The organism is Enterococcus sp. DIV0175, assembly GCF_050529075.1.
GTDB classification, from domain to species: Bacteria; Bacillota; Bacilli; order Lactobacillales; family Enterococcaceae; genus Enterococcus_B; species Enterococcus_B thailandicus.
Genome location: NZ_CP172880.1, coordinates 1,341,689 through 1,364,870 on the forward strand (window position 1 = coordinate 1,341,689; position 23,182 = coordinate 1,364,870).

Annotated in this window: 21 protein-coding genes, 1 pseudogene, 1 CRISPR repeat array and 1 riboswitch; of the genes and pseudogenes, 14 read left to right on the forward strand and 8 right to left on the reverse strand. The window is 34.9% G+C overall.

Translation table 11 applies throughout. From position 1 onward, the window contains the following. Positions 1 to 39 precede the first annotated feature (39 nt). Together IGJ76_RS06375 and IGJ76_RS06380 are read right to left on the reverse strand one after the other, a co-directional pair. Complete coding sequence (locus tag IGJ76_RS06375) at positions 40 to 429, reverse strand: YxeA family protein (protein ID WP_067481912.1); 390 nt, start codon at positions 427 to 429, stop codon at positions 40 to 42. A 292-nt stretch (positions 430 to 721) separates the two neighbouring features. After that, positions 722 to 1,549, reverse strand: coding sequence for a restriction endonuclease (locus IGJ76_RS06380; protein ID WP_075491508.1), 828 nt, complete (start codon positions 1,547 to 1,549; stop codon positions 722 to 724). Between the two features lie 499 nt (positions 1,550 to 2,048). Between IGJ76_RS06380 and IGJ76_RS06385 the strand changes: the two genes are divergently transcribed. Then, on the forward strand, positions 2,049 to 4,187 hold the full coding sequence (locus IGJ76_RS06385; RefSeq protein ID WP_430596840.1) for a HelD family protein: 2,139 nt from the start codon (positions 2,049 to 2,051) through the stop codon (positions 4,185 to 4,187). Positions 4,188 to 4,267: 80 nt separating this feature from the next. Here IGJ76_RS06385 and IGJ76_RS06390 read toward each other — a convergent pair whose 3' ends face one another. After that, on the reverse strand, positions 4,268 to 4,468 hold the full coding sequence (locus IGJ76_RS06390) for a hypothetical protein (RefSeq protein WP_067481918.1): 201 nt from the start codon (positions 4,466 to 4,468) through the stop codon (positions 4,268 to 4,270). 569 nt (positions 4,469 to 5,037) lie between these two features. Here IGJ76_RS06390 and IGJ76_RS06395 point away from each other — a divergent pair. Together IGJ76_RS06395 and IGJ76_RS06400 are read left to right on the forward strand one after the other, a co-directional pair. Then, positions 5,038 to 5,858: pseudogene (locus tag IGJ76_RS06395) on the forward strand (aldo/keto reductase). A gap of 49 nt (positions 5,859 to 5,907) precedes the next feature. Next, a complete protein-coding gene (locus IGJ76_RS06400; RefSeq protein ID WP_270492581.1) occupies positions 5,908 to 6,285 on the forward strand; it encodes a MerR family transcriptional regulator in 378 nt (125 codons plus the stop codon). 65 nt (positions 6,286 to 6,350) lie between these two features. On the opposite strand, the gene IGJ76_RS06405 is transcribed toward IGJ76_RS06400, so the two are convergent. After that, positions 6,351 to 6,788: a PH domain-containing protein gene (locus IGJ76_RS06405; protein WP_067481922.1), complete on the reverse strand. Its 438-nt coding sequence runs from the start codon at positions 6,786 to 6,788 to the stop codon at positions 6,351 to 6,353. 214 nt (positions 6,789 to 7,002) lie between these two features. Between IGJ76_RS06405 and IGJ76_RS06410 the strand changes: the two genes are divergently transcribed. Beyond that, positions 7,003 to 7,374, forward strand: a complete 372-nt coding sequence (locus IGJ76_RS06410) for a pyridoxamine 5'-phosphate oxidase family protein (protein ID WP_218658259.1) — start codon at positions 7,003 to 7,005, stop codon at positions 7,372 to 7,374. Between the two features lie 46 nt (positions 7,375 to 7,420). After that, a CRISPR array of direct repeats spans positions 7,421 to 7,720; the repeat unit is 36 nt; unit sequence GTTTTGGAAGCATTCAAAACAGCATAGCTCTAAAAC. 203 nt (positions 7,721 to 7,923) lie between these two features. Here IGJ76_RS06410 and IGJ76_RS06415 read toward each other — a convergent pair. After that, a complete protein-coding gene (locus IGJ76_RS06415) occupies positions 7,924 to 9,348 on the reverse strand; it encodes a glycoside hydrolase family 1 protein (RefSeq protein WP_067481924.1) in 1,425 nt (474 codons plus the stop codon). A 174-nt stretch (positions 9,349 to 9,522) separates the two neighbouring features. Between IGJ76_RS06415 and IGJ76_RS06420 the strand changes: the two genes are divergently transcribed. The 3 genes from IGJ76_RS06420 to thiT all read left to right on the forward strand — a co-directional run bounded on the left by IGJ76_RS06420 (position 9,523) and on the right by thiT (position 12,575). Further along, positions 9,523 to 10,236 (forward strand): GntR family transcriptional regulator, encoded by a 714-nt coding sequence (locus IGJ76_RS06420; RefSeq protein ID WP_067481926.1) that lies wholly within the window; start codon positions 9,523 to 9,525, stop codon positions 10,234 to 10,236. A gap of 169 nt (positions 10,237 to 10,405) precedes the next feature. Further along, complete coding sequence (locus IGJ76_RS06425) at positions 10,406 to 11,725, forward strand: PTS sugar transporter subunit IIC (protein ID WP_071868338.1); 1,320 nt, start codon at positions 10,406 to 10,408, stop codon at positions 11,723 to 11,725. Positions 11,726 to 11,857: 132 nt separating this feature from the next. Continuing rightward, positions 11,858 to 11,959: riboswitch (TPP riboswitch) on the forward strand. A gap of 55 nt (positions 11,960 to 12,014) precedes the next feature. After that, entirely contained in the window at positions 12,015 to 12,575 is a 561-nt protein-coding gene (thiT, locus tag IGJ76_RS06430) for an energy-coupled thiamine transporter ThiT (RefSeq protein ID WP_067481930.1), read from the forward strand. Positions 12,576 to 12,640: 65 nt separating this feature from the next. Here thiT and IGJ76_RS06435 read toward each other — a convergent pair whose 3' ends face one another. Then, entirely contained in the window at positions 12,641 to 13,477 is an 837-nt protein-coding gene (locus tag IGJ76_RS06435; RefSeq protein WP_067481932.1) for an AraC family transcriptional regulator, read from the reverse strand. A gap of 135 nt (positions 13,478 to 13,612) precedes the next feature. On the opposite strand from IGJ76_RS06435, the gene IGJ76_RS06440 reads away from it, so the two are divergent. Continuing rightward, entirely contained in the window at positions 13,613 to 15,355 is a 1,743-nt protein-coding gene (locus tag IGJ76_RS06440) for an ABC transporter ATP-binding protein (RefSeq protein WP_071868341.1), read from the forward strand. Continuing rightward, positions 15,355 to 17,136, forward strand: coding sequence for an ABC transporter ATP-binding protein (locus tag IGJ76_RS06445; protein WP_075491512.1), 1,782 nt, complete (start codon positions 15,355 to 15,357; stop codon positions 17,134 to 17,136). Before IGJ76_RS06440 ends, IGJ76_RS06445 begins: the two co-directional genes overlap by 1 nt. A 437-nt stretch (positions 17,137 to 17,573) precedes the next feature. On the opposite strand, the gene IGJ76_RS06450 is transcribed toward IGJ76_RS06445, so the two are convergent. After that, positions 17,574 to 17,723, reverse strand: a complete 150-nt coding sequence (locus IGJ76_RS06450) for a hypothetical protein (RefSeq protein WP_169819312.1) — start codon at positions 17,721 to 17,723, stop codon at positions 17,574 to 17,576. A 114-nt stretch (positions 17,724 to 17,837) separates the two neighbouring features. Continuing rightward, positions 17,838 to 18,140: a DUF2316 family protein gene (locus tag IGJ76_RS06455; protein ID WP_071868343.1), complete on the reverse strand. Its 303-nt coding sequence runs from the start codon at positions 18,138 to 18,140 to the stop codon at positions 17,838 to 17,840. Between the two features lie 170 nt (positions 18,141 to 18,310). Between IGJ76_RS06455 and IGJ76_RS06460 the strand changes: the two genes are divergently transcribed. The 5 genes from IGJ76_RS06460 (at position 18,311) to IGJ76_RS06480 (ending at position 22,947) form a co-directional block, all read left to right on the forward strand. Further along, positions 18,311 to 19,045: an ATP-binding cassette domain-containing protein gene (locus IGJ76_RS06460; RefSeq protein ID WP_067481941.1), complete on the forward strand. Its 735-nt coding sequence runs from the start codon at positions 18,311 to 18,313 to the stop codon at positions 19,043 to 19,045. A 3-nt stretch (positions 19,046 to 19,048) separates the two neighbouring features. Next, positions 19,049 to 20,692, forward strand: a complete 1,644-nt coding sequence (locus tag IGJ76_RS06465) for a hypothetical protein (RefSeq protein WP_413126807.1) — start codon at positions 19,049 to 19,051, stop codon at positions 20,690 to 20,692. A 187-nt stretch (positions 20,693 to 20,879) separates the two neighbouring features. Next, complete coding sequence (locus IGJ76_RS06470) at positions 20,880 to 21,080, forward strand: cold-shock protein (RefSeq protein WP_067481945.1); 201 nt, start codon at positions 20,880 to 20,882, stop codon at positions 21,078 to 21,080. 273 nt (positions 21,081 to 21,353) lie between these two features. After that, positions 21,354 to 22,649: a sensor histidine kinase gene (locus IGJ76_RS06475; RefSeq protein WP_140444158.1), complete on the forward strand. Its 1,296-nt coding sequence runs from the start codon at positions 21,354 to 21,356 to the stop codon at positions 22,647 to 22,649. A gap of 142 nt (positions 22,650 to 22,791) precedes the next feature. Then, positions 22,792 to 22,947, forward strand: coding sequence for an AgrD family cyclic lactone autoinducer peptide (locus IGJ76_RS06480; RefSeq protein WP_082294043.1), 156 nt, complete (start codon positions 22,792 to 22,794; stop codon positions 22,945 to 22,947). The last annotated feature ends 235 nt before the right edge of the window (positions 22,948 to 23,182 follow it).

Consider the following 23,182-nt stretch of genomic DNA (forward strand, 5'->3'; position numbering starts at 1 on the left):
TGATTGTTCCAAGCTTCTCTTTTTATAAGATTTATTGGACTAGTTAGTAGTAACAAGTTTATTATTTACTTTCTCGGGTAAGTCTTTTTGATCAATTGTATTGGGACCTTCGATAATCCGCTTTTTACTCATTTTTACTTTGACATATGAATTTGGAATCAATGGTTCCGCATTGTCATTAGAGATCTGAATCTCTCGTTTTTCAGTTGAGCCGTCTTCTTTAACAAAAGTAAGGTCGTAGTCGTAAGAAAACCAAGGACTATTGTCACCAATAGCACTTTCACTTTTATGTTTTACTTTAGCCGGGACTTCGTTTGGCACATGGGCATAGGCAACTTCACCAACATAAGTATCTTGATAATATTGATACCCTTTAAATCCACCAAATGCCAGTAATGCTAAAAATATTACGCCAATCACTTTTTTCATCTTATCACCTTTTTCTCCTAGAAATATGTTCTAGTATACCAAGGGTGATCCAAGATAGGGCTAACAGGGTGCTAACAGTTTTGCAAGATAAGCAAATGTAAAAATAAACTAGATCAACTAAATTTACGAAGAAGTGTTTATATCGTTTTCCTTATTTTTGCCTTCGGTTTAAAAGTAAAAATGAAGGTTGAAGTGGATAGAGGGTGTATATGAGATATAAAAAAAATCACTGAGAAAAAAAAGTGATTTTTTTTACAAACAAATTTAGTTTTAAAGCTAATTTTTTAATCTATTAAAAGTCAGACCAATCAGACTCATCATTTTCTACCGCGTTTGGTAGTGGCTCTGAAGAAGCTGTTTCTAACCCAGTAGAAGGAGAGAGACTTTCTAAGTTTTCAGCTTCATTTTTAGAATTGCGTTCAGCAGAATATTTATCTCTTAAATACTCTTTTAAAGTATCTCGATCCCACAATTCAACATTTCCCTCTAGTGCAAGCTGTTTTGCACTTGCAGAAAAATAGTTGTTTGAAATTACACTAACTTTATCAAGCTTGTAAAATGTTTTGCCCGCAAGTGCTTGTTGAACCACGCTGTTTCCAAGTACACTAGAGTGTTTTCTGCATTGAAAACCATAGGATGTTGTTCCCATTGTGGCAAGCAAATCCAGTCCTTGATTATCTGAATTAACAGTATTATTAATGTCACTGTAGCCGATTTTTTCTAAAAGTTTCTCACAATATCGACCAAATTCAACTTGAGTTAGTTGATCGATTTGTTGTAGTTCATATTCAAAACTCTTACGCTGTACACGATCCATCTCATGGACTATTTTCTTTTTTTGTTTGTTTAAGTCTTGAAGTTCATTTTTTATATGTTTTTTTTCAGCAGTTGAGTTCTCAATTTTTTGATTGATTTTATTTAGGTGATTCAATCTTGAATGATCAAATCCTACTTTCTCTAATAGCATTAATCGAAGAAATTTTGGCAGAATAAAGTAAGCAAATACAAGGCTAATCCCAAAACCACCAAGACGTTCACTTAATGGACTACTTGCATCAAATAAAAGAGCAAACCCCGAAATACCAAAAAGTGCTGCCATAATAATTCTAAAAGTTTTCATTTAATATGCCTCCAGTGTTTATTTTCTTTTTCATAGTAAGAACATAACTATCTAATCTTTTAAATAGGCATTCAGAATTATTTGTATTCCTAAGGTTCTTATTTTCTCATAAAGGAGAAGAAAGGGGCGCTAAATAAAGTGAATAATTCGTTTTCTTTCCTAAAAAATGGACTAGAATATTTAGTTATTAAAAAGCATCGTTCTTGTTATTTCTTTTTTTAATTATACACTAAAAAATTTTGTGTTTTAATAAAATAAAGATTTATGTAGCGATTAAAATTCAAAAAATATAACAGCTTACAAAAAAAAGCAGACCAACAAGTAGTCCACACTTAAAGTCCTAAAATCGTTCTTCTCTTATATCTTTATTATACCGCAAAAAAAATTGTAATTGTAGCCTTGTTTTTGAGTGGATGTGGCTGTAAACTGCTATTCCGTAGATAAAACATTTACGGATCATTTTTTAGTAATTTAATGAATAGGCAAAGGGCGTGTTTTCTTGAAGAATGTAGAGAAAAAAGAACAACAGCATTTAACGTCAGTTTATCAAGAGTTGAAAGCAGAAAAAAAACGATTGCTGCAGTTGGTTCAACAAAAAGATCAGCATGGGCGACAGCATATTGAAGAAATGACTGGTGATATTCGTTTAAACATGGACAATATCACTGATAATTTAGACACCTTTGCCAATATTGAAGCCTTGAATCGGCAAATTGACCAGTACAATATTCAACTGGATTCCGCTAGAAAGAATTTAGAAAAGGTTGAGCGATTACTAGCTTCGCCGTATTTTGGTAAAATTTCCGTGGATTTTTTGGAGGAAGAACCAGATGAAGATTTTTATATTGGAATCAATGGTTTTACCACTGAAAAAGGATCGGATTTAATCTACGACTGGCGTTCACCGATTGCTGAACTATTTTATAACAATGAACTAGGGAAGTCTCATTATCAAGTGAACAACCGAGAAATTGAAGTAGCAATTGAAAATCGCCGACAGTTAATTACTAAAGCAGACCAACTAATCAATTACTTCGATACTAAGACAACCATTCAAGATGATGTATTGCTTGACGTATTAGCGCAAAATACTTCGCGCACGATGCGAGATATTACGGCGACAATCCAACAAGAGCAAAATCGAATTATTCGTGATCAAGAAGCAAAAAATGTACTGGTCAATGGGGTAGCCGGCAGTGGTAAAACTTCAACAATTATGCAACGGATTGCGTATCTCCTTTATCAAAATCAACAAACGTATTCTGCAAAAGATATCTTGATTTTTTCACCTAACCAAGCATTTGGTCATTATATTGCAGATGTCTTGCCTAGTTTAGGAGAAGAAAATCCACCGACCTTAACTATTTTACAATTGGCAAGAGACTTTTCAGAAGCTGAAGTGGAAGATGAAACAACTTATTTTCAACGTATCAGTCGACAAGAGGCAATCAGACAAGAACGCGTCTTACGAAGTCAAGCATTTATCACATTTATTTTAGAGAATACTCGTTCACTACAGGTCACCTTCAACGAGGTGGACCAGAAGAAACAAGTCTTCTTTACACCTGAACAAATTGCTGAGTTGTTTAACTCTACACCAACAAACTATGACTTACGTGAACGAATTGCAGGCACTAAAGAGAAAATGCTTCAGCAGTGGGAACATCACTTGTTACAACAAAGCCAAAGTGCAAAGTTGAGAAATCAGTTATTAGAACTGACGGAAAAACAGCAACGAGAATATTTTGGTAAATTATTAACGGAACAATCAGAAACAGCGTTAGCAAAATACGCCGAAATCTTATTGAGGAAAAAATATCGGAGAGTAACAGAGCAAATCAACGAGCTAGATTGGTTGGATAGTACCAACTTGATTGTTCAATTGTATCAAGCATTTACAGGAGAAGAATATCTGTTACAAGAAATTTTGACCCTCGATGAAGCAATAATCCAATTGTTCATTCAGCATACATTAGTTGAAAAGCTTGACCTTTTGGATTACAAAGTTATCTTGATTGATGAAATTCAAGATTATACACCTGCGCAGCTTCAATTGATTCGTCATTTTTGGCCACGTGCTGATCTGACAATGGTGGGAGACGAAAATCAAGGGATTTTTAACAGTCAGATTTCTTTTGCTGAAATCAGTGAGCTGATAGGAGACTCCGTTGTTTATTATCAATTAACGACAAGTTATCGTTCAAGTGGCGCAATCACGAAACTATTTGCATCATTATTGGAAAATCCCGAAGAAATGCAAATTACACCTATTCGTCCAGACGGAGAAGCAATTCAGTGGCTCCCTTATGACCGACTGTCAGTGTTTATCCATCTGATTGAACAACTGGATTCTGAGAAAATTTATACAATCCTGACAAAAACATTAGCAGAAGCAGATGGTTTGCGAGCAGAACTTTCTGAGCATGTGACAAAAAAAGTACGGATTCTACCAATTGAATTAGCAAAAGGATTAGAGTTTGACCATGTCATCTTGTTTGATGTTTCCGACAAAAATTATCAGACAGAGCAAGATCAACGATTGCTTTATACAGCGATTTCTCGTGGAACGCAAGCGGTGTGGATTACGTATGAGGGAGAATTGACAAGATTTTTAACGGAGCAGTTGAAGAAAAATTGAATTGATTGAGGATTAAAAATTGAAGCGCGGTGCAAAACACGAGTCATTCTTGTGTTTTGTCCCGCGCTTCTTTAAAAAAATTAGAGGACGCAATCGTTTTTTTTACTTTCTGCAACCATTTTAGACAAGAGTTCCTTCGCACTTTCTAAGTCATTTTGCATGGCAGTTATTTCCTGAATCTTTTCTTCTGTAAAGGTAATTTGTTCTTCCTTTGTCAAATTTTGTGCGTCACTGGTCAAGTTTTGCAAATCAAAAATAGTAAATCCAGTAGAAGCTAGCATGCTTAATCTTTTTAAATAGGGAACGACCTCCTCCTACCGGGTGGGAGTTTTTTGCTTAAAAAATCCTTGTGACAGAGGTTATTAGCTTTAGTAAATAGAAATTTTTGTAAATTGCTTTTCAAATTTTGTGAGATTTCCACTTAATGTCATTGTCGAATAAATTGCTTTGGGAACACCGTGAATAAGGCTGTGAAAGAAGTGTCTAGCTCCAATAAATAAGAATAAATTTCCAGAAGCTGCTTCTCAAATTTTTGTGAAATTTATTTTTATTTTGAAGAAGTTACCTCTTGAACCCATTTATCTGGAAAAAGGGATGCAAGACAAGTATTCTCACATCTCCTTTTACTTTAGAGTTAAAGAGTACTCGTCTCGTGTTTATAAATTTCATTAATCAGTAAGAAGTTGATGACTTACTTATTAATCGAAGTAGATGAACATGTTGTGGTTAATAATAAAGAAATAGCAAAATGTTTTCTTGACTTAGAGTGCACTCCAGATGATTGAATGGAATTATCTTAAAAAAGGAGTGAAGAATAGTGAATAGCAAACTATTAAACAACGGAAAAAAAATGCCACAATTAGGTTTTGGTGTCTATCAAATCCCACTAGCAGACACTGCTGAAGCGGTCTATCAAGCAATCAAAATCGGGTATCGTTTAATCGATACAGCTATTTCATATGGAAATGAGGTTCAAACTGGTCAAGGAATCCAACGTGCAATTGCTGAAGGGCTTGTTCAACGAGAAGAACTCTTTATCACAACAAAACTTTTTATTCAACAAATGGGAGAAGAAAAGGCAACCCAACTATCCAACAATCACTCATCAATATGAATCTGGACTATCTGGATTTGTACTTGATTCATCAACCTTATGGCGACATTTATGGTGCATGGCGTGCCTTGGCAGCTGCACAAGAAAAAGGTTTGGTTAAATCAATTGGACTCTCCAACTTTGATTCGGCAAAGCTAATTGAATTTGTCAAAATGAATGAAGTAGCCCAACCACAAGTCAACCAAATTGAGGTTAATCCTTGGAACCAACAACAAGAAGCTGTCAGTTATCATAAAATGTGTGATGTTCAAATGGAAGCATGGGCACCTTTTGCGGAAGGACGGCATGAGCTGTTTACTAATGAAACGTTAGCCGGAATTGGTCGAAAGTATAACAAAACAGTTGGGCAGGTTGTTTTGCGCTGGTTGATGCAGCGAGGAATCATCGCCTTGGCAAAATCTGTGAATCCCGAACGAATGGCAGAAAATTTTGCTATTTTTGATTTTGAATTATCAGCGGAGGATTTGGCGTTGATTGCTCAATTAGATCAAAAAGAATCAGCATTTTTTGACCATCATGATCCAGAAAGAGTAAAATGGTTTATGGAAAGACTTTGATTTTTAATTAATGTAGCTGCAAAATGATCAATTGCCGGAGGGAAACAACATGAATATCAAAGAAGCAGCCAATCTAACAGGACTATCGAATGATACCATCCGTTATTATGAACGAATCGGAATCATTATGCCCGTACCAAGACAAGAAAACGGGCTACGTAATTTTTCAGAAAGAAGCATTAATCAGTTGAAATTCGCAAAGACGATGCGGAATGCAGGAATGGGTGTGGAAAGCTTACGCGAATATGTGGCGATGATTTATGAAAACGATGATTCAACGATCCCAGCTCGCAAAGCATTATTACTGGAGCAAGCTGAGTTGATGCAAGAAAAAATAACTAAAATGCAAGAAGCACATGATTATTTGCTGTTTAAAGTCGAAAACTACGAAGGGCACATGCGCGAGTCTGAACAAAAGTTACAATAAATAACGAAAAAAAGCCCACTTTACTGCACCTTTTGATACGGCAAAGTGGGCGAAACAATTCAAAATTATTTGTTGATTCGCGTTCGATTTGTCATACTGACATTTCCTAGATAGCGGTATAAGGGTAAGATATCCGTCTTTTTAGGAAATTCAAATTTATGTACGGCATGCACTTCGTTGTTTGAACGTTGATTAATATTTTTAAGATAAGTAATTGTAATCTCACTGTCATCTAATCCTGTTCCAGCAGTTTCCATATCGACTTCGACAATTGAATCAAGATGTATCGAGTGGAAGGCGGTTTTCTTACCAGTTGCTCCTTGCTTATCAACGAAAATCACTCGATGATTGGTAAAAATCAACGCATCCCTAACCAATTGATAGCCCATCGTAATTTCTTCATTATCAAAAAGATATGCTCCATATTCTTGAGTCAATTGTTCTGGCGTTTTTTCTGAGTAATTTCCTAAAGCTCCTTGTACAAGATTATTAAATAATGCCATATTGAGACCTCCTAAGTTGTTGTTTTTTGTGTCTAAACACTTAGTATGATTGACTGTTTAACTAATCATACCTTATTTTATCGTACCACGTCGCACATAATTATAGTATATATTTTTAGGTTATAAGTCTGATTTTTTTATTACTAGAAAGTGAACGAAATACTTAGTGGTGCTATAATAAACTTACGATAATTGAAATGAGGTCTGCAAAATGATGAATGAAACATTTTTAGAGGTAATGAGACATGAGGGAGCAGTAACAATAATTTCTTCGAGTGAAAATGCTCCGGGCTTTCATGCTGTGAATACTTGGAATAGCTATGTTCAAATCAGTGGCGATAAATTATATATTCCTGCAGCTGGGATGCACAGTGTTCAACAAGATATCGAAAAAAATAATCAAGTGATGTTAACCGTTGGAAGCAAAGAAGTCATTGGTACAGTAGGGCCTGGTGCAGGATTCCATTTGCACGGAACCGCTGAGTTTATCACAGAGGGACCAATTTTTAATGAAATGAAGGAAAAGTTTCCGTTCTTAAGCCGTGTGCTACAAATAACTGTCACTGAAATTGATCAAAAAATTTAACAAAAAAAGGACCAGCTCTCAATGGGCGGTCCTTTTTTATCATATATTTAGCCAGTCATTCAAAACAGCATAGCTCTAAAACTTAGAGGACACAAACAATCAAAATTTATTGGTTTTGGAAGCATTCAAAACAGCATAGCTCTAAAACCTATATTTCGGCTTTCAGGAGAGCTGTTCGGTTTTGGAAGCATTCAAAACAGCATAGCTCTAAAACGTGTCTGTTTCTCTATTTAAGTAACTACATGTTTTGGAAGCATTCAAAACAGCATAGCTCTAAAACTACATAGCATCATACATGCTAATGTAAGAAGTTTTGGAAGCATTCAAAACAGCATAGCTCTAAAACCTCGGATAAATTTTTTGAGGCTCCGTAATCGCACTATTCGCCCATAGCAAGGCTTCAGTTTGAATGCTTCTTTCTATTTATTTGGTAATATGTTGGCTATTTGAATGTCAACGAACAGTTTTCTTTAGTATAGCATAAACTGACTTTCTGTCATAACCAGTTTTTGGTTGCTGAATGAGTCTGAGCTACAGGGATATAATTGTTTAAAGAACTAACAAATCAATATCATAATTAAATCCATTTTCATCACTTAGTTTTTTATAAAATTCGCCACTTTTTTTGATTGTTCTTTTTTGAGTAGGTAGATCTAAGGAAACTAGTCCGTAACGATTTTTGTACGAATTGATCCATGACCAACAATCAATAAATGTCCATAAATGATAACCTTTGATGTTACAGCCGTCATCAATTGCTTTCCAAAGATAAGCTAAGTGGTCTCGAATAAATTCAATCCGATACTCATCAATTACTTGTCCATCTTCATCCATAAATCGTTCTTCGTTTGCAACACCCATGCCATTTTCAGAGATAAATGCTTCAATATTTCCATAGTTATTCTTGATATCCATACATAAATCATAGATTCCTTTTTCATAAATTTCCCAACCACGATATTCGTTCATACGACGTCCGGGCATTACATGATTTTCAAAGAACCATTCAGGTAGGAAGGGGCTTTCGGGATTGATTGCTGTTAGACGAGCTTTTACTCTGCGAGGTTCATAATAGTTCAATCCTAAAATTTGGGCGGTATTCGCTTGAATCGTTGCTAAATCCTCCTGAGTAAAGTCGAGTGGTAACTGATCATATTCGGTTAAAAGTTCAACCAGTTTGGGCGGGAAGTTTCCTTTCACCATTGGATCTAAAAAGCTTCGTGTATAAAATAAATCTGCAATCTCCGCGGCTTTGACGTCAGCGGAATTATTACTTCTTGGAAAAGTTGGGCTAAGATTTAAAATGACACCAATCTTGCTTGATAAATTATATGTTTTAAAGACTTCGATTGCTTTCGCATGAGCTAAGATCGTAAAAAATGCGGCTTGGCTTCCGCGTTTAAAGTCAACCAAATTGGGATAGTGGAAGTCTTCTAAATAAGAGCCTAAGATTGGGCCAAGTGGTTCGTTAAACGTAAACCAGTGAAAGACTAAATCGCCAAATTCTTCAAAACACGTTTTTGCAAAATGGACATAAGCCTCAACAACATCCCGTGACTCCCAACCACCTTGATCCTGTAACTTAGCAGGCATATCAAAATGATAAAGATTAGCAAAAACTTTTATTCCGTTTTTATTCATTTCAGTAAATAAATCACGATAGAAAGCAATCGCTTGTGGATTCACTTCTCCTACACCATCTTGCGGAAACATTCTTGCCCAAGAAATAGATACTCGAAAAGAATTATGTCCGGTTTGTTTCATCAATTGAATATCTTCTTTATAACGATGAATGTGATCGGTTGTGATTTCTGAGCTGATTCTTTGATAGAAGCGATTAGGTTGTTCTTTATACCAACGTTCCCACACCGTTTCAGCTTTTCCTGTTTCGCCACGACCTTCAGCTTGTTCAGCAGACCACGCAGATCCCCACCAAAAATTTTCTGGAAAGGATAATTTTTTGATTGTACTCATTGATAGACCTCCTTTAAATTCATACCAATCATAACACCGCTTTCAAATAAAATAAACATCTTTTTATAAAAATATATACTTTTACGACGGGAGCTTATTTTTTTTAGTTAAAAACAGCTGAAAGTATGGTAAAGTATATGAGAAGCTATTGTTTTAAGTGAAAGGAGGATAAGTATGAAACAGATTCCCAAATATATGGAGATTTATTTAGATGTTAAGCGAAAAATCATGGATGATAAATATCAGGTTGGAACAAAATTGCCGACTGGTGACCAATTGGCGGAAGAATACGGAACAAGTAAATTAACTGTAAAAAAAGGAATTGATTTATTAGTATCCGAGGGCGTGTTGCGAACACGTAGCGGATTTGGGACAGAAGTCTTACGTAAACCAATTGATAATTCAAAAGTTTTCGGTCCAAACGAAGGTTTATTGAGCGCGATGGGAGAAGAACATGTTGACTCTGAAATCCATACTTTTTCGATTGAACTTCCTTCAAAAGAAGTGGCGGAGATGTTGGAAATCAGCGAAAAAGATTATATTTACAATATTATTCGAAGTCGATTTATAGACCATCAACCTTATTCGATTGAACAAACATTTATGCCATTGGCTGTTATACCTGGATTGGAACCTAAGCATTTGAAAAAATCAGTTTATGCTTATATCACAGACGAATTAAATTTGGAAATAAAATCCTCTCATTTATGGATTAAGGGAGATATCGCCAATGAGTTTGATGCAAAAATTTTAAATATCGAGCCCGGTGAATTTATGATTGAAGTAGATAAAGTCGTTTCTTTGTCCTCAGGAACGCCGTTTGAGTATTCGTTATCCAGACATATTTATAAGGACTTCATTTTTGAGGCAATCTTTGTTGAAAAATAAAAATCGGATATACAATCAAAATAAACAGCAAGTTAAGCTTAACTTCTTGCTGTTTATTTTTTATTTTCAACAAAAGTATATATTTTTTAAAAAAGATATTTACTTTATCGGAAAGACGAGTTATTATCTAGGTGAAAGCAATCGCTTACAAATGAAGGGGGAGAGTTTTATGGGTAAAAATAAAAAAGAGATCATTCTTGAAAAGTTTGGGATGGTCGCAACAAAGTTAGGAAACCAGATTCACTTACGAACGTTGCGAGATGCATTTGCAACATTCATGCCTTTTATGATGCTGGCAGGATTTGTCACTTTGATTAACTATGTCATATTGGAGCCGACCGGTTTTCTAGGTCACTTTATTCGACCGGCTACTTTATCTACAATTCAAGAAATCGGAATTTCAATTAGCAATGGTACACTTAGCATTACGACATTGTTAGTCGTAGCAGCAGTTTCTTATCATATGTGCGTTAGCCGCAATTATCAAAATTCAATCGCTGCAGTGTTGGTTGCTATTTCTACTTTTATTGTCCTTACACCAATGGTTACGATGTTCACTCCAGAGAACAGTCAAAAAGCAATTGAAGTGAGTGGAGTGATTCCGATTGCTTACACTGGAGCTTCAGGCATGTTTGTCGGTATTTTTGTTGGTCTCGCAGCAACAGAATTGTTTATTAAGTTATCTAAAAATGAAAAACTTCAGATCAATTTATCTGGAAATATTCCACCAGCTGTTTTGAAATCATTTAATGTTTTGATTCCGATTATGTTGACGATCACAGTATTTGCGATTGGTTCATTTGCTATCAATCAGTTGTTCCATATGGATGCCAACACATTGATTACTACGATCATTACAAAGCCTTTAAGTAAAATCACTACTGGACTACCAGGATTCTTATTGTTAACATCTATTGCAAATCTATTTTTTGGTTTCGGAATTCATCAAGCTGTCATTTCAGGTTCATTATTAGATCCATTCTTGATTCAAAATATGCAAGAAAACATGGCTGCGTATGCAAATAAAGAAGAGATTCCTCATATCATCAATATGGCATTCAAAGATACTTTTGCTGTAATGGGCGGCTCTGGTAATACAATTGCTTTACTTATTGCGATTTTTATTTTTAGTCGTCGTAAGGACTACAAAGATTTTGCTAAGTTATCTGTTACACCAGCTATCTTCAATATTAGCGAGCCGATTATTTTTGGGTTACCAATCGTCTTTAACATTAGTTTGATTATTCCATTTGTTTTAGCACCAATTTTTTCGTTAACCGTCGCCTATTTTGCGACTGCAGTTGGATTGATCAATCACGTCGTTGTCCAAATTCCTTGGACGACACCACCAATCATTTCTGGTTTCTTAGCGACTGGAGGGGACTGGCGTGCTGCAGTTCTTCAAGTGATAATTATTGCAGCTAGCGTGTTCATCTACTTACCATTTTTACGTATTGATGAAAAAGTTACGTCTGATATGACAAAATAAAGTTCAGAAATCTTAAAAAAGCGAACAGTTCAATGGTTCGCTTTTTGATTTGCTTAAACAAAAAAATTCTTTTCACTTCTGACGAAAGAAAAAATATGTTATGCTAGTCGGGTAAGTAAAAAATAATAGAATCTACTCACAAAGGGGAGCCTTTCGAGGCTGAGAATGAGTTTACTCTAAACCCTCCGTACCTGTTTCGGTCATACGAACGTAGGAATTGTGACGAGTGGAAGTGTAGCTAACACTTCTCCTTTGTGAATTGTGGTGATTCTAAAGGAGGAGTTTTTTTATGCATTCAGAAACAAAAGTTTGGATTGAGGGGACAATTATCGCAGCATTAGCTATGGTGCTTTCATTGATTCCACTAGACATTGGAAGCAGTTTTACTTTGTCGATCGGGCAAATTCCAATAACTATTTATGCTTTACGTAGAGGTCTCAAGGCAGGGTTAGGTGCTGGCTTGATTTGGGGTCTATTACACTTTTTAATGGGGAAAGTTCAATTTTTAAGTATCCCACAAGTTTTAATTGAATACCCAATTGCATTTACCTTTGCTGGATTCGCTGGATTGTTTACTTTATCTTTGCATCGCGCAATGGTGAATGGAGAGACAACCAAAATTTATGGAATCCTAATTGTCTCATCGGTGGTTGGAACCTTTACTCGCTTTTTCTGGCATTTTGTGGCTGGCGGTATTTTTTGGGGAGATTACGCACCAGAAGGTATGAACCCTTGGCTTTTTTCATTTGTCATGAATGGCGCAAGTGGCCTGGCTACTGCAATCGCCGTAGCAATCGTTGTTGTTATATGTTATCGAGTTTCACCAAAATTATTTGATCCTTTGAAGTAAAAAGGAACTGAAAATAAAAAACTCTTAAAAGACTCGGAATGAACAAGTCTTTTAAGAGTTTTTTGTTATGCCAGTGATTTCTTTGCTAGTTGTGAAGGAGAGACGCCGTAATATTTTTTGAAGAGCTTACTAAAATGATACGCATCTTGATAACCAACAGCTTGAGAAATTTCTCGGATAGTTAGTTGCTCGTTTGCTAGTAGTTCCTTGGCATGTTTTAGCCGAACTTGGATAAGATAATTGATGGGGCTCATACCTGTAGACTCTTTAAAAACTTTTGATAAATACGTAGGACTAACATACAACGTATCAGCTAATTGCTCTAAAGTAATTTCTTGCGTGTGATGGTTTTCTAAATAGTAAATGGCATGATTGACTAAATACTGTTTTCGTTTGGCATTTTTTGAAAGGGCTAGAGTGACTGTATTATCTTGCACTTTTTCTAGGCTTCTTAAAATAAGTACTAACATTTCGATAATTAACGCTTTGACCATTAATTGAAACTCAGGTTGCTCTTCACTATATTCTTTAACTAGACGCCACGCTTTGTCGAGAAATTCCCATTGGTATTCCCCAAGATTAAGAATTGCTTTTTTAGTTGGTAAGTGATTTCTCTTTAGTCCGTCTAATGAAATATTCGTTAAACCAATATGAAGTTGATGTGAATAAGTTCCTGTTCTTTGTTCTTCACCGTGATGGGTGCCAGGGTTAAAAAGCATAATTTGACCAGCATTTAATTGAAATTCTTGTTCCTCGATGGTGTAGTTCGCTTGACCTTCTAAAACAATACTGATTTCTAGAAAATCATGGGTATGGATGTCACTTTTGTTTCCTTGCTCATTCCAAGGATCAAAAGCGTAAATAATTTCTGGGTTAAATATTTGGGCATTTGCATAACTCATAAATGAAAACCCTTTCTTGTGGATTTGATAATATTGTACATCAAAACAAGTAAGAATAACCATTTTCTTTCAAATTTATTAAAGATAAGCTAGTACTTGATTGAGAAAAGGCTTTCGCATAGGAGGGGAAATAAAATGAGCAATTATCAATGGATTTGGCAATATGTAAAGAAGTATGCAAATAAAGGATTTCTGGCAATTATTTTTTTAATAATCAATGCGCTTTTAATTGTAGTCAACCCATTAGTGGCTGGTGAGATTGTCGACAAAGTAATTGAAAAAGGTGAAGCTAATTTATTGATTCCTTTATTAGCATTAATGATTGGTATCACGATTTTTCGAACGATCATTCGATATACTTATCAAATTTTATTTGAACGTATTGGTCAGAACAGTTTGTTTGAATTACGACAAGAAATGTATCAAAAGTTACAAGAACTTGATTTTGATTTCTTTAATCACACTCGAGTTGGGGATATTATGGCTAGAATGACAGGGGATACAGACGCTATTCGTCATTTTGTTTCGTGGGTCGTTTATAACATCATTGAATGTATTTTATGGTTCAGTATTGCTGTCATCGTAATGGCGACAATTAATTGGCAATTGATGTTGGCGTTGGTTGCAATCACACCAATCATTTTCTTGCTTACCCAGAAGATGTCGAAACAAGCACGACCAATCTTTTTTGAGATTCGTGAAAGTTTTTCCCGTTTGAATTCGATGGTTGAGGAGAACATCGGGGGAAATCGAGTCGTCAAAGCTTTTGCTAGAGAAGACTTTGAAATTCAAAAATTCGTTGAGCACAACGAAGATTACAAAGTACAAAACATGAAATCAGCCGAGGTGTCTATGAAATACTTACCTTGGTTAGATGGACTAGCTGGAAGCTTGAACGTGATTACGTTAATTTTAGGCGGGTTATTTGTTATTCAAGGAAAGATGACCTTGGGTGATTTGATCGCATTCAATGGCTTTTTATGGATGCTGAATCAGCCGATGAGAATGAGCGGCTGGTTGATTAACGATGTTCAACGTTTTTCGGCAGCTTGTATCAAAATTCGTCAAATGTTAGGAACCAAACCACAAATTCCTGTATTGACTCATGATGAAGCAAAAAAAATCAAAGGGCATGTTGAATTTAGAGATGTTTCATTCCATTTTTCTGATGACCCAAATACATTAGTTTTGAAACACATCTCATTTAAGATTAGTCCAGGGCAAACGATTGGTATTTTAGGGGAAACAGGTTCTGGGAAAACAACGTTAGTTAACCTAGTTGGTCGTTTTTATGATCCAACTTCAGGTGAAGTCTTGATTGATGGAAAGAATGCAAAAGAGTACCCTGTTCGTCAATTACGTGAAAACATCTCGATGGTTATGCAAGATGTCTTTTTATTTTCTAACACGATTGAAGATAATATTGCTTTTGGTAATCCTTTAGCAAATGAAACGTACGTCCAACAAATGGCACAGATTGCTGATGCACATGAATTTATTTCACGGATGCCCGAAGGATACGAAACAATTGTAGGTGAGCGTGGTGTAGGACTTTCTGGCGGACAAAAACAACGCATTTCTTTAGCAAGAGCTTTAACGAAAGACCCATCAATTCTTATTTTGGACGATACGACTTCAGCTGTGGATATGGAAACAGAATTCAAGATCCAACGTGAGTTAACACAACTAACAACTGAAAAAACAACATTCATTATCGCTCATCGTATTTCTTCTGTTCGTGAAGCTGACTTGATTCTAATGATGGAAAAAGGACAAGTAATTGAGCAAGGAACACACAAAGAATTACTGGAACAAAGAGGGCGATACTATGAAGTTTACCAAAAACAATTAGGTATCCAAGAGAAGGAGGGGAACTAATGGCACGTAATAAATTTGATGTGGATGAAACACTGGAGCAAGAATTCAATTGGTCACATTACCGTCGCTTAGCCATTTATGTTAAACCCTATAAAAAAGCGATTTTCAAGGCTTTGTTCGTCATCATTCTTGCCAATACTGCCGGGATGTTGGGACCTTACTTTACCAAAATTGCCATTGATGATGTGATTCCAAAAGGAAATACCACATTATTGGTCCAAATAAGTGTGATCTTTTTAATTTCGCTAGTGGTCATTGGCTGGTGCATGCGTTATCGAATTTATGCAATTACCGAGATTGGTCAAGATATTTTAAAAGATATGCGTTATGCAATCTTTGAACATCTACAACACTTACCATTTTCCTATTTTGACAATCGACCTCATGGGAAAATTTTGATTCGTGTCGTTAACTATATCAATACGTTAAGCGACCTGCTAAGTAATGGTCTGATTAACTTGATTTCAGACATTTTCAATGTGCTAATTACTCTAATATTTATGCTTTTTATTGATGTCAAATTAACCTTGTATAGCTTAATTTTACTGCCAGTTTTATTTGTGATTGTTATGGTCATCAAAACGAAACAACGTAAAGCATATCAAGTGTTGAGTAATAAGCAATCAAATTTAAATGCGTATATTCATGAAAGTATATCCGGTATAAAAATCACACAATCTTTTGCTCGTGAACAGGAAAACTACGAGATTTTCAATGAAGTCAGTGATGAGTATCGTTCCTCCTGGATGAAAGCTGTCAAGGTTCAGTTCATGCTGTGGCCGGGAGTTCAAAATATTGCAGTAATGACAACTTGCTTGATTTATTTTGTAGGTATTCGTCAAATCGGGGTTAATGTTACAACAGGGACATTGATTGCGTTTATCGGTTATATCAACAATTTTTGGAATCCGGTAATCAATATTGGAAATTTTTATAACTCACTGATTACTGCAACAGCTTACTTGGAACGGATTTTTGAGACAATGGATGAAGTACCTGATATCCAAGATGAACCAAATGCACAGATTTTACCACCGATTAAAGGAAATGTTACATTCGACCACGTCACATTCCGTTATGAAGAAGGCAAGAATATCTTAAATGATGTTAACTTCCATATTAACGCAGGTGAGAGTATTGCGTTAGTTGGCCCGACAGGCGCGGGGAAAACAACTATTATTAATCTTTTGAGTCGCTTTTATGACGTTAATGAGGGAAGTGTCCAAGTGGATGGTCATGATGTTCGGTCAGTCACACTCGCTTCATTACGAACACAAATGGGCGTCATGCTACAAGATACGTTTGTTTTTTCTGGGACAATTATTGATAATATTCGTTACGGAAAGTTAGATGCAACAAAAGAAGAGATAATTGCAGCTGCTAAAATCGTTCGAGCGCATGATTTTATCAAAGAGCTAAAAGATGGCTACGATACCGTTGTCGAAGAAAGAGGTAGCACACTTTCTGCGGGACAACGCCAACTAATTTCTTTTGCCAGAGCGCTATTGGCAGATCCAAAAATTTTGATTTTGGACGAAGCCACTTCAAGTATTGATACTAAAACAGAAGAATTACTACAAGAAGGTCTGCAGCAGTTATTGAAAGGGCGCACTTCCTTTATTATTGCTCACCGATTATCGACAATTAAAAATAGTTCTCAAATTTTTTATGTCGCAGGTGGGAAAATTGCAGAAGCAGGGACACACGAAGAATTGATGGAGAAACAAGGTCTTTATCATCATTTGTATCAATCACAATATGATTTACTTCAAACAAATTGATAACGAAAAAACAGCAAGGAGCGTACGAGGCAGTTCGTATCTTCTTGCTGTTTTTCTTGTAAAATGAACGATAGCCCTCTCTGTTAAGAGAAGGCTATCTAACTAATCAATATTTATTATTCTAAAGTTGGTGGTGACTATTACTAACAATTAATTTTTCTCATTTAAACGATGTATTCCCTAACCTCTAATACATCCTTGTAACTCCAAGGTTACGCCAGTGTTGATTAAATTTCATCAAACAAATTAACAATTCGCGATAAAAATATTTTTCGTGTTAAGAACAATAATAGCAGGGAATATCCTTAATAGCAAGAAATCTAATTACAAATTAAAGAAAACTGAAGAAATAGCAGAACCAAAAAAGCACCTACTGTATTCATCCAGTAGGTGCTTTTAATGACTAGAACTGCAATCATTCATATGAGATATCTCTCCTATAGGGATTTTTTCAATTCTTGTACAGCTTGTTCAATCGTGACACCTGTAGCTACGTGGTTTGCATTGTCTTTATCAAAAACGATAAATAGATTCAAATCAGTATTTAAAGTAACACGATATTGTAAGTTTTTGTTATAGAATGTCATAATTCATTCTCCTTTCTTAAATCTTAACGAAAGGCAACTACTACGTTGATAACGAAATTCCACAAGTAATATAACATAAAAGAGAAAAAACAGCTAGTAAAGAGTTTCTTAAGATTAATCCGTGAGTATTCTTTTTTCAATCTTTCTTGTGTCAAGGAACCAATAATCATGATAATCGCCAATTAAAGCAGAGAAAGGAATAGGTGTTTTTCCTTGCTCAATTAATTTTTCGATTAAATAATTTTTTAGAATCCAAGGTTCTTCGATTGTAGCTGGTTGTAGTAGCAAAATGGCTTCTATTTTCTCCGGAGAAATTCTTAATTCATCAGCAATTTCTTGAGTCGATGAACCTAGTAAAGCAAAGTTTTCTTGAAATTCATTTAGTGTATTTATTTGTTGCTGTTTTGTTAAAGACATCAGACCATCTCCTTGATTTAATAGTAGAAATAATAGTCCTAATAAATAAAAAATACAAGTAAAACCTGTGATTAAACGTGATTCACTATTGGAAAGCTTAACAATATGCAGTAAAGTAAAATTAGCAAGGAAACGAGGAAGACAAGAACAAAAAAATTAAGAGGTGAACAATGAAATTAGTATTGGAAAACATAACGAAAAATTTTGATGAAAAAGTGATTTTTGATGATGCTAGCTTTACCTTTGAAAAGGGAAAAATCTACGGTTTGCTTGGACGAAATGGTTCTGGGAAAACAACCTTGTTCAATTGTATTTCAAAAAATCTATTACTTGATAATGGAACGATTGGCCTTGAAAAAAATGGCATTCTCAACACAGACTATGACAATACTGAAATCGGTTTTGTTTATACGATGCCACATTTACCAGCATTTATGACAGCATATGAGTTTGTGAAATTTTTTATTGATATCAATCAAGATCGGATTGAAGAAATCAAACGACCAGAAAATTATCTAGATTCAGTAGGGATCGAACGTCAAGACCAACACCGTTTGCTAAAAGATTTTTCTCACGGAATGCAAAACAAAGTACAGCTTTTGGTTTCACTTATGGTCCAACCACCTGTTTTATTATTAGATGAACCATTAACGTCTTTTGATGTTGTTGCCGCCCACGAGATGAAAGAGTTGATTTTAAAGATGAAAACGAACTCGGTTATTATTTTTTCGACTCATATTTTACAATTAGCACAAGATCTTTGTGACGAAATCGTGTTACTACACCACAAAAAATTGATTGGTATTGCATCAGATAAGATTCATGACCAAGATTTCGAAGAGGAAATCATTGATCTGTTGTCTGATAGAGAAGAACGGCCTACTTTTACAAAGGAAGAGGCGTAGTCTATGAATCGGATGTTTGATTATTTGCGCGACTATTGGCAATTAGAACAAGTTTCAGTCACTAAAAAGGTCAATGGACTTGTTTTTTATTCACGAAAAATACCTGTTATTGGAAAATTCATACCTACTCGTTTCTATCAAAGTTATGAATTGAAACAAATTTTAACCGTCATTGGTTTGATAATTGAAAATATCCGCAGTATTCTCGCCAAAGGTTTATGGTTGGCTCTTTACTATGGACTCGCGATACTATTGAGCGGAGCAGATTTATTTTCCGGTAAAGCATTTACTCACCACACTGGCAATCTTGGTTTATTTTTGTGGTTCATGGTAGTGGTTGTTTTGTTTAATTTTTATGATGGGTTCGTTATCTCAGGAGAGAAGAGAATTGTTGACTTTATTGAACATTTCCAACGTCCTAAGCAGAGGATCATCCGTGGATATAAACTAACTGACAGCTTTATACATGGCCTAAGATATCTTCCTGCTGCCATCATTTATGGTTTTGCTATCGGTGAACCGATTAAAGTAACTTGTTTTATTTTTTTAACGTATGTTGGTTCTCGCTGTTTTTATCTTTATTTAGGTAGAATTATTTTCACTTGGCACTTATCAAAGCGCCAACGGGTGATTTTTGGTAGTGTAGTGACTATTGTTGTTATTAGTAGCACGGTGATTCTTGTCTGGGTAAAATTAGCAGTAGCTGTGTTAACATTTTTCCTTTCTTGGGTTGGAATCACGCTATCCATCGTTTTTCTCATCTTCAGTTGGTATGCTTTACTCCACTTTAAAAGGGAACTGGACTATGTCTTTTATTGGAGTGAGATGACTACTTTGTCGAATGTTGCCAGTCAAGAACTTGCTTCTGGTAAAAGTTATCTTAGTGATGGATTAGCCATGCAGAAAAAATTAGTGATGAACCAGGAGGAACGATTCGCTCATTTAGATGGTAACCAATATCTGAATGCTTTATTATTTAGTCGGTATCGTAAAATACTGAACCGTGCTTTTCGATTACGTGTGTATACGATAGTTGCTGCATTAATTGTTGTTGTTATTCTTAGTTTCTTTGATGTTAGAGAAGCTTTGACTGAAAAAGAGATGACAAGAACCTTAAGTCTGCTATTTTTTATCATGTATGTCATGAGTTTTGGAAAGAAAGTCGTTCAAATGGTCTTTGTTAACTGTGATGTAGCGATGCTCTATTATCCATTTTATCGTGAAGCAGGAACAATCATTCATGGATTCAATTACCGTTTCAAGCAGACTTTTTTCTACAATGGTTTATTATCAATCGGAATTTTTAGTGTCTATCTTCTTTTATCGGTGCTTAATGGGTTCTTTTTATCTTGGACATTTTTTGGTGTTTTAGCCTTATTATTACTGGCATTATCTGCCTTATTTTCATTTCATGAATTATTTATCTATTACTTGATTCAACCATTCACTAGTGAGATGGAAGTGATCAGTCCGCTGTATAAAATCATTGCCATACTTTTTTATTGGATAGCGTATGGGAATCTACAATTAAAAGTATCAGGATTCTTTTATGCAATCATCGTGTCGGTGGCTTGCTTACTCTATGTCGGGATTGGTTTCGTGATTATTTATAAAAAAGCACCTAAAACATTTAGAATCAAAGATTAATTCCAAAGAAAAATAAACTTATTAGCAAAAAGGTTGCTTTCAGCCAGTGCCCATGGTATAGTAAACAAGTAATTTATTTTGAAACGTAATTTGAGCTGTATGGCACATTATACAAAACTCCTTTTGCTTATCAACAATTAATTGCAACAAAAAGCGTACTTGATACGTAATTAGGAGGAACTATAATATGAATAACGGTACAGTAAAATGGTTTAACGCAGACAAAGGTTTTGGATTTATCACTGGTGAAGATGGAAATGACTTATTTGCACATTTCTCAGCTATCCAAGGTGAAGGTTTCAAGACTTTAGAAGAAGGTCAATCTGTGACTTTTGATATCGAAGAAGGTCAACGTGGACCTCAAGCAACTAACATTGTAAAAGCTTAAATTATTACATTGACTGTTAACCGTCTCGTCTGAGGCGGTTTTTTTGTGTCTTTATTTGGGTCGAATATTTTTCTATATCTACTAAAAAAAGCAAGACATTACAGTGTATTATTTATGTAATATTTACATTTCTGAACGATCCATAATTAATTGTGCTTTTTTTATAATAACTTGCGTTTTTTTGATATAATAGATATGGCTCAAAATAGTTAGCTATAATCAAAAGAAATGTAAACAAAACGGTTGTAGTTAGGGAAATAGGGGGAGAATATTTTGGGAATACCTAGTTTCATCATTTTGGCTATGATCGTTGGACAGTTAGCAAGTATGTTATTTGTCCTAGGCTATTTCAACGATGAATTAACAAATAAAAAATATCTATTGTTTTGTGTTGGGATCATGATAGTCTATGTGCTAACGTATATGAAATTAGATGTGGTTTCAACCGGAATGTTATGGCTCTACATGTGTGGTATTCTATTGTACTTTCGACGTGGTTATTACTGGTCTTTCTTTTCGTCATCCTTGTCGATTTTATTGTATATCTTTGCTGATAATTTATTCGCTACTGGTTTGTACATGGCGGGACTTGATTATGATAATCAAGTAAATCAAGTTCTTCGTTTAGCAATTAACACACTTATCTACTTTTTGTTCGCTTGGATATTCAAAAAAATTATTATCAAAAAATATTTCGGTAATGACTTAATCTTGAAAGTTAGTACAACCATCGTCACATTGACATTTATGATGTACTTTGCTCTAATCGTAATTGATCGCTATCCCTCACTAAATGAATATTTTGGACACGCAAATGCATTTTTTATTGTTCTATACGGAATGTTATCTGCCTTGATTTGTTTTTCAATCATCTTCGTCAAACAGGCGGAATACGAAGCAAAAGAGCAAAGAAACCGAATGAATTATTTGATTGATTACAGTGAACAAATCGAGAAAAACTATTCAGAACTCAGAAAATTTAAACATGATTATAAAAACATTCTGATTTCTTTAGAAGATTACATCGAAAATGATGATGTAACTGGTCTGAAAAACTATTTTTACTCCAGTATCAAAGGAACTGGGACAATCTTTGATCAAGAAATCTTAAAAATGGCATCCGTTAGTCATTTAGAAATTAGAGAAATCAAAAGTATTATCATCAGTAAACTGTATAGTGCATATGAACAAGGAATTCGCGTTAATATCCATGTGCCAAAAACAATTGACAAAATTTCAGTTCCATCGCTGATTCTAGTTCGGATGCTGGGGATTATTTTAGATAATGCGATTGAAGAATCACAAAATGTTGACAATCCCGAAATCGAATTAACCGTAACCATTCATAATCAGGCGTGTTTGTTTATCATTAGTAATCGCTGTCGGGAGAAAATTCCTAAACTACATGTTTTAAAACAAGCGAATTTTTCAACTAAATCTCAGAATCGTGGAATTGGTTTAACAAACTTAGACGAATTGGTCCAAGCCCAACCAAATGTGTATTTAGAAACAAAAATTGACAACAATCAATTTATTCAAATCATTACGATTTTTGACAAATTGAATTAAGCGAATCAAAAGTGCGCACTTTTTCTTAAAAAAGGCGCACTTTTGATTGTTTAAGGTCTATATCACTTTTCTTATTATAATTTTTATAGAGTAGTAGCAAAACACGCTATTATTTTACTATTGAATTAGGGGTGGAGAAGACATGAAAAAATTTTCAAATGTTAAGATTCAAATGTTAAGCATGGTATCAGCTGTTGCGTTGGTTGCCTATGAACTAGTTTCTACAACTAGTATTTGTTTATTAGCTACTTACGAACCAAAAATGCCAGAAGCGTTAAAAAATGAAATGGAAAAATAATTACCTTTAAGAGCTTTTGCCAATAAGGTGAATGCTTTTAATCGTAGTTGTTTTATCGACATAGCATTGTCAGCCGACAGTGTTATGTCTTTTTTTATGAGCTTTTGATTGGTATTCGGTAAGCCTTTTTTTGTGATGGGTTGCCTTTTTCAGAATAGCGTTTACTATGAAGATAGACCTATTGAATTACTTGAGAAGTATTTCACAAAATAAAACAAAACTATGATACAATAAT

Coding starts and splice junctions, on each gene's coding strand:
- IGJ76_RS06445 (WP_075491512.1), top strand. CDS start 15,355: ATGGCACGTAATAAATTTGATGTGGATGAAACACTGGAGCAAGAATTC.
- thiT (WP_067481930.1), top strand. CDS start 12,015: ATGCATTCAGAAACAAAAGTTTGGATTGAGGGGACAATTATCGCAGCA.
- IGJ76_RS06400 (WP_270492581.1), top strand. CDS start 5,908: ATGAATATCAAAGAAGCAGCCAATCTAACAGGACTATCGAATGATACC.
- IGJ76_RS06470 (WP_067481945.1), top strand. CDS start 20,880: ATGAATAACGGTACAGTAAAATGGTTTAACGCAGACAAAGGTTTTGGA.
- IGJ76_RS06415 (WP_067481924.1), bottom strand. CDS start 9,348: ATGAGTACAATCAAAAAATTATCCTTTCCAGAAAATTTTTGGTGGGGA.
- IGJ76_RS06440 (WP_071868341.1), top strand. CDS start 13,613: ATGAGCAATTATCAATGGATTTGGCAATATGTAAAGAAGTATGCAAAT.
- IGJ76_RS06460 (WP_067481941.1), top strand. CDS start 18,311: ATGAAATTAGTATTGGAAAACATAACGAAAAATTTTGATGAAAAAGTG.
- IGJ76_RS06425 (WP_071868338.1), top strand. CDS start 10,406: ATGGGTAAAAATAAAAAAGAGATCATTCTTGAAAAGTTTGGGATGGTC.
- IGJ76_RS06375 (WP_067481912.1), bottom strand. CDS start 429: ATGAAAAAAGTGATTGGCGTAATATTTTTAGCATTACTGGCATTTGGT.
- IGJ76_RS06405 (WP_067481922.1), bottom strand. CDS start 6,788: ATGGCATTATTTAATAATCTTGTACAAGGAGCTTTAGGAAATTACTCA.
- IGJ76_RS06455 (WP_071868343.1), bottom strand. CDS start 18,140: ATGTCTTTAACAAAACAGCAACAAATAAATACACTAAATGAATTTCAA.
- IGJ76_RS06435 (WP_067481932.1), bottom strand. CDS start 13,477: ATGAGTTATGCAAATGCCCAAATATTTAACCCAGAAATTATTTACGCT.
- IGJ76_RS06465 (WP_413126807.1), top strand. CDS start 19,049: ATGAATCGGATGTTTGATTATTTGCGCGACTATTGGCAATTAGAACAA.
- IGJ76_RS06390 (WP_067481918.1), bottom strand. CDS start 4,468: ATGCTAGCTTCTACTGGATTTACTATTTTTGATTTGCAAAACTTGACC.
- IGJ76_RS06410 (WP_218658259.1), top strand. CDS start 7,003: ATGAATGAAACATTTTTAGAGGTAATGAGACATGAGGGAGCAGTAACA.
- IGJ76_RS06380 (WP_075491508.1), bottom strand. CDS start 1,549: ATGAAAACTTTTAGAATTATTATGGCAGCACTTTTTGGTATTTCGGGG.
- IGJ76_RS06450 (WP_169819312.1), bottom strand. CDS start 17,723: ATGACATTCTATAACAAAAACTTACAATATCGTGTTACTTTAAATACT.
- IGJ76_RS06420 (WP_067481926.1), top strand. CDS start 9,523: ATGAAACAGATTCCCAAATATATGGAGATTTATTTAGATGTTAAGCGA.
- IGJ76_RS06480 (WP_082294043.1), top strand. CDS start 22,792: ATGAAAAAATTTTCAAATGTTAAGATTCAAATGTTAAGCATGGTATCA.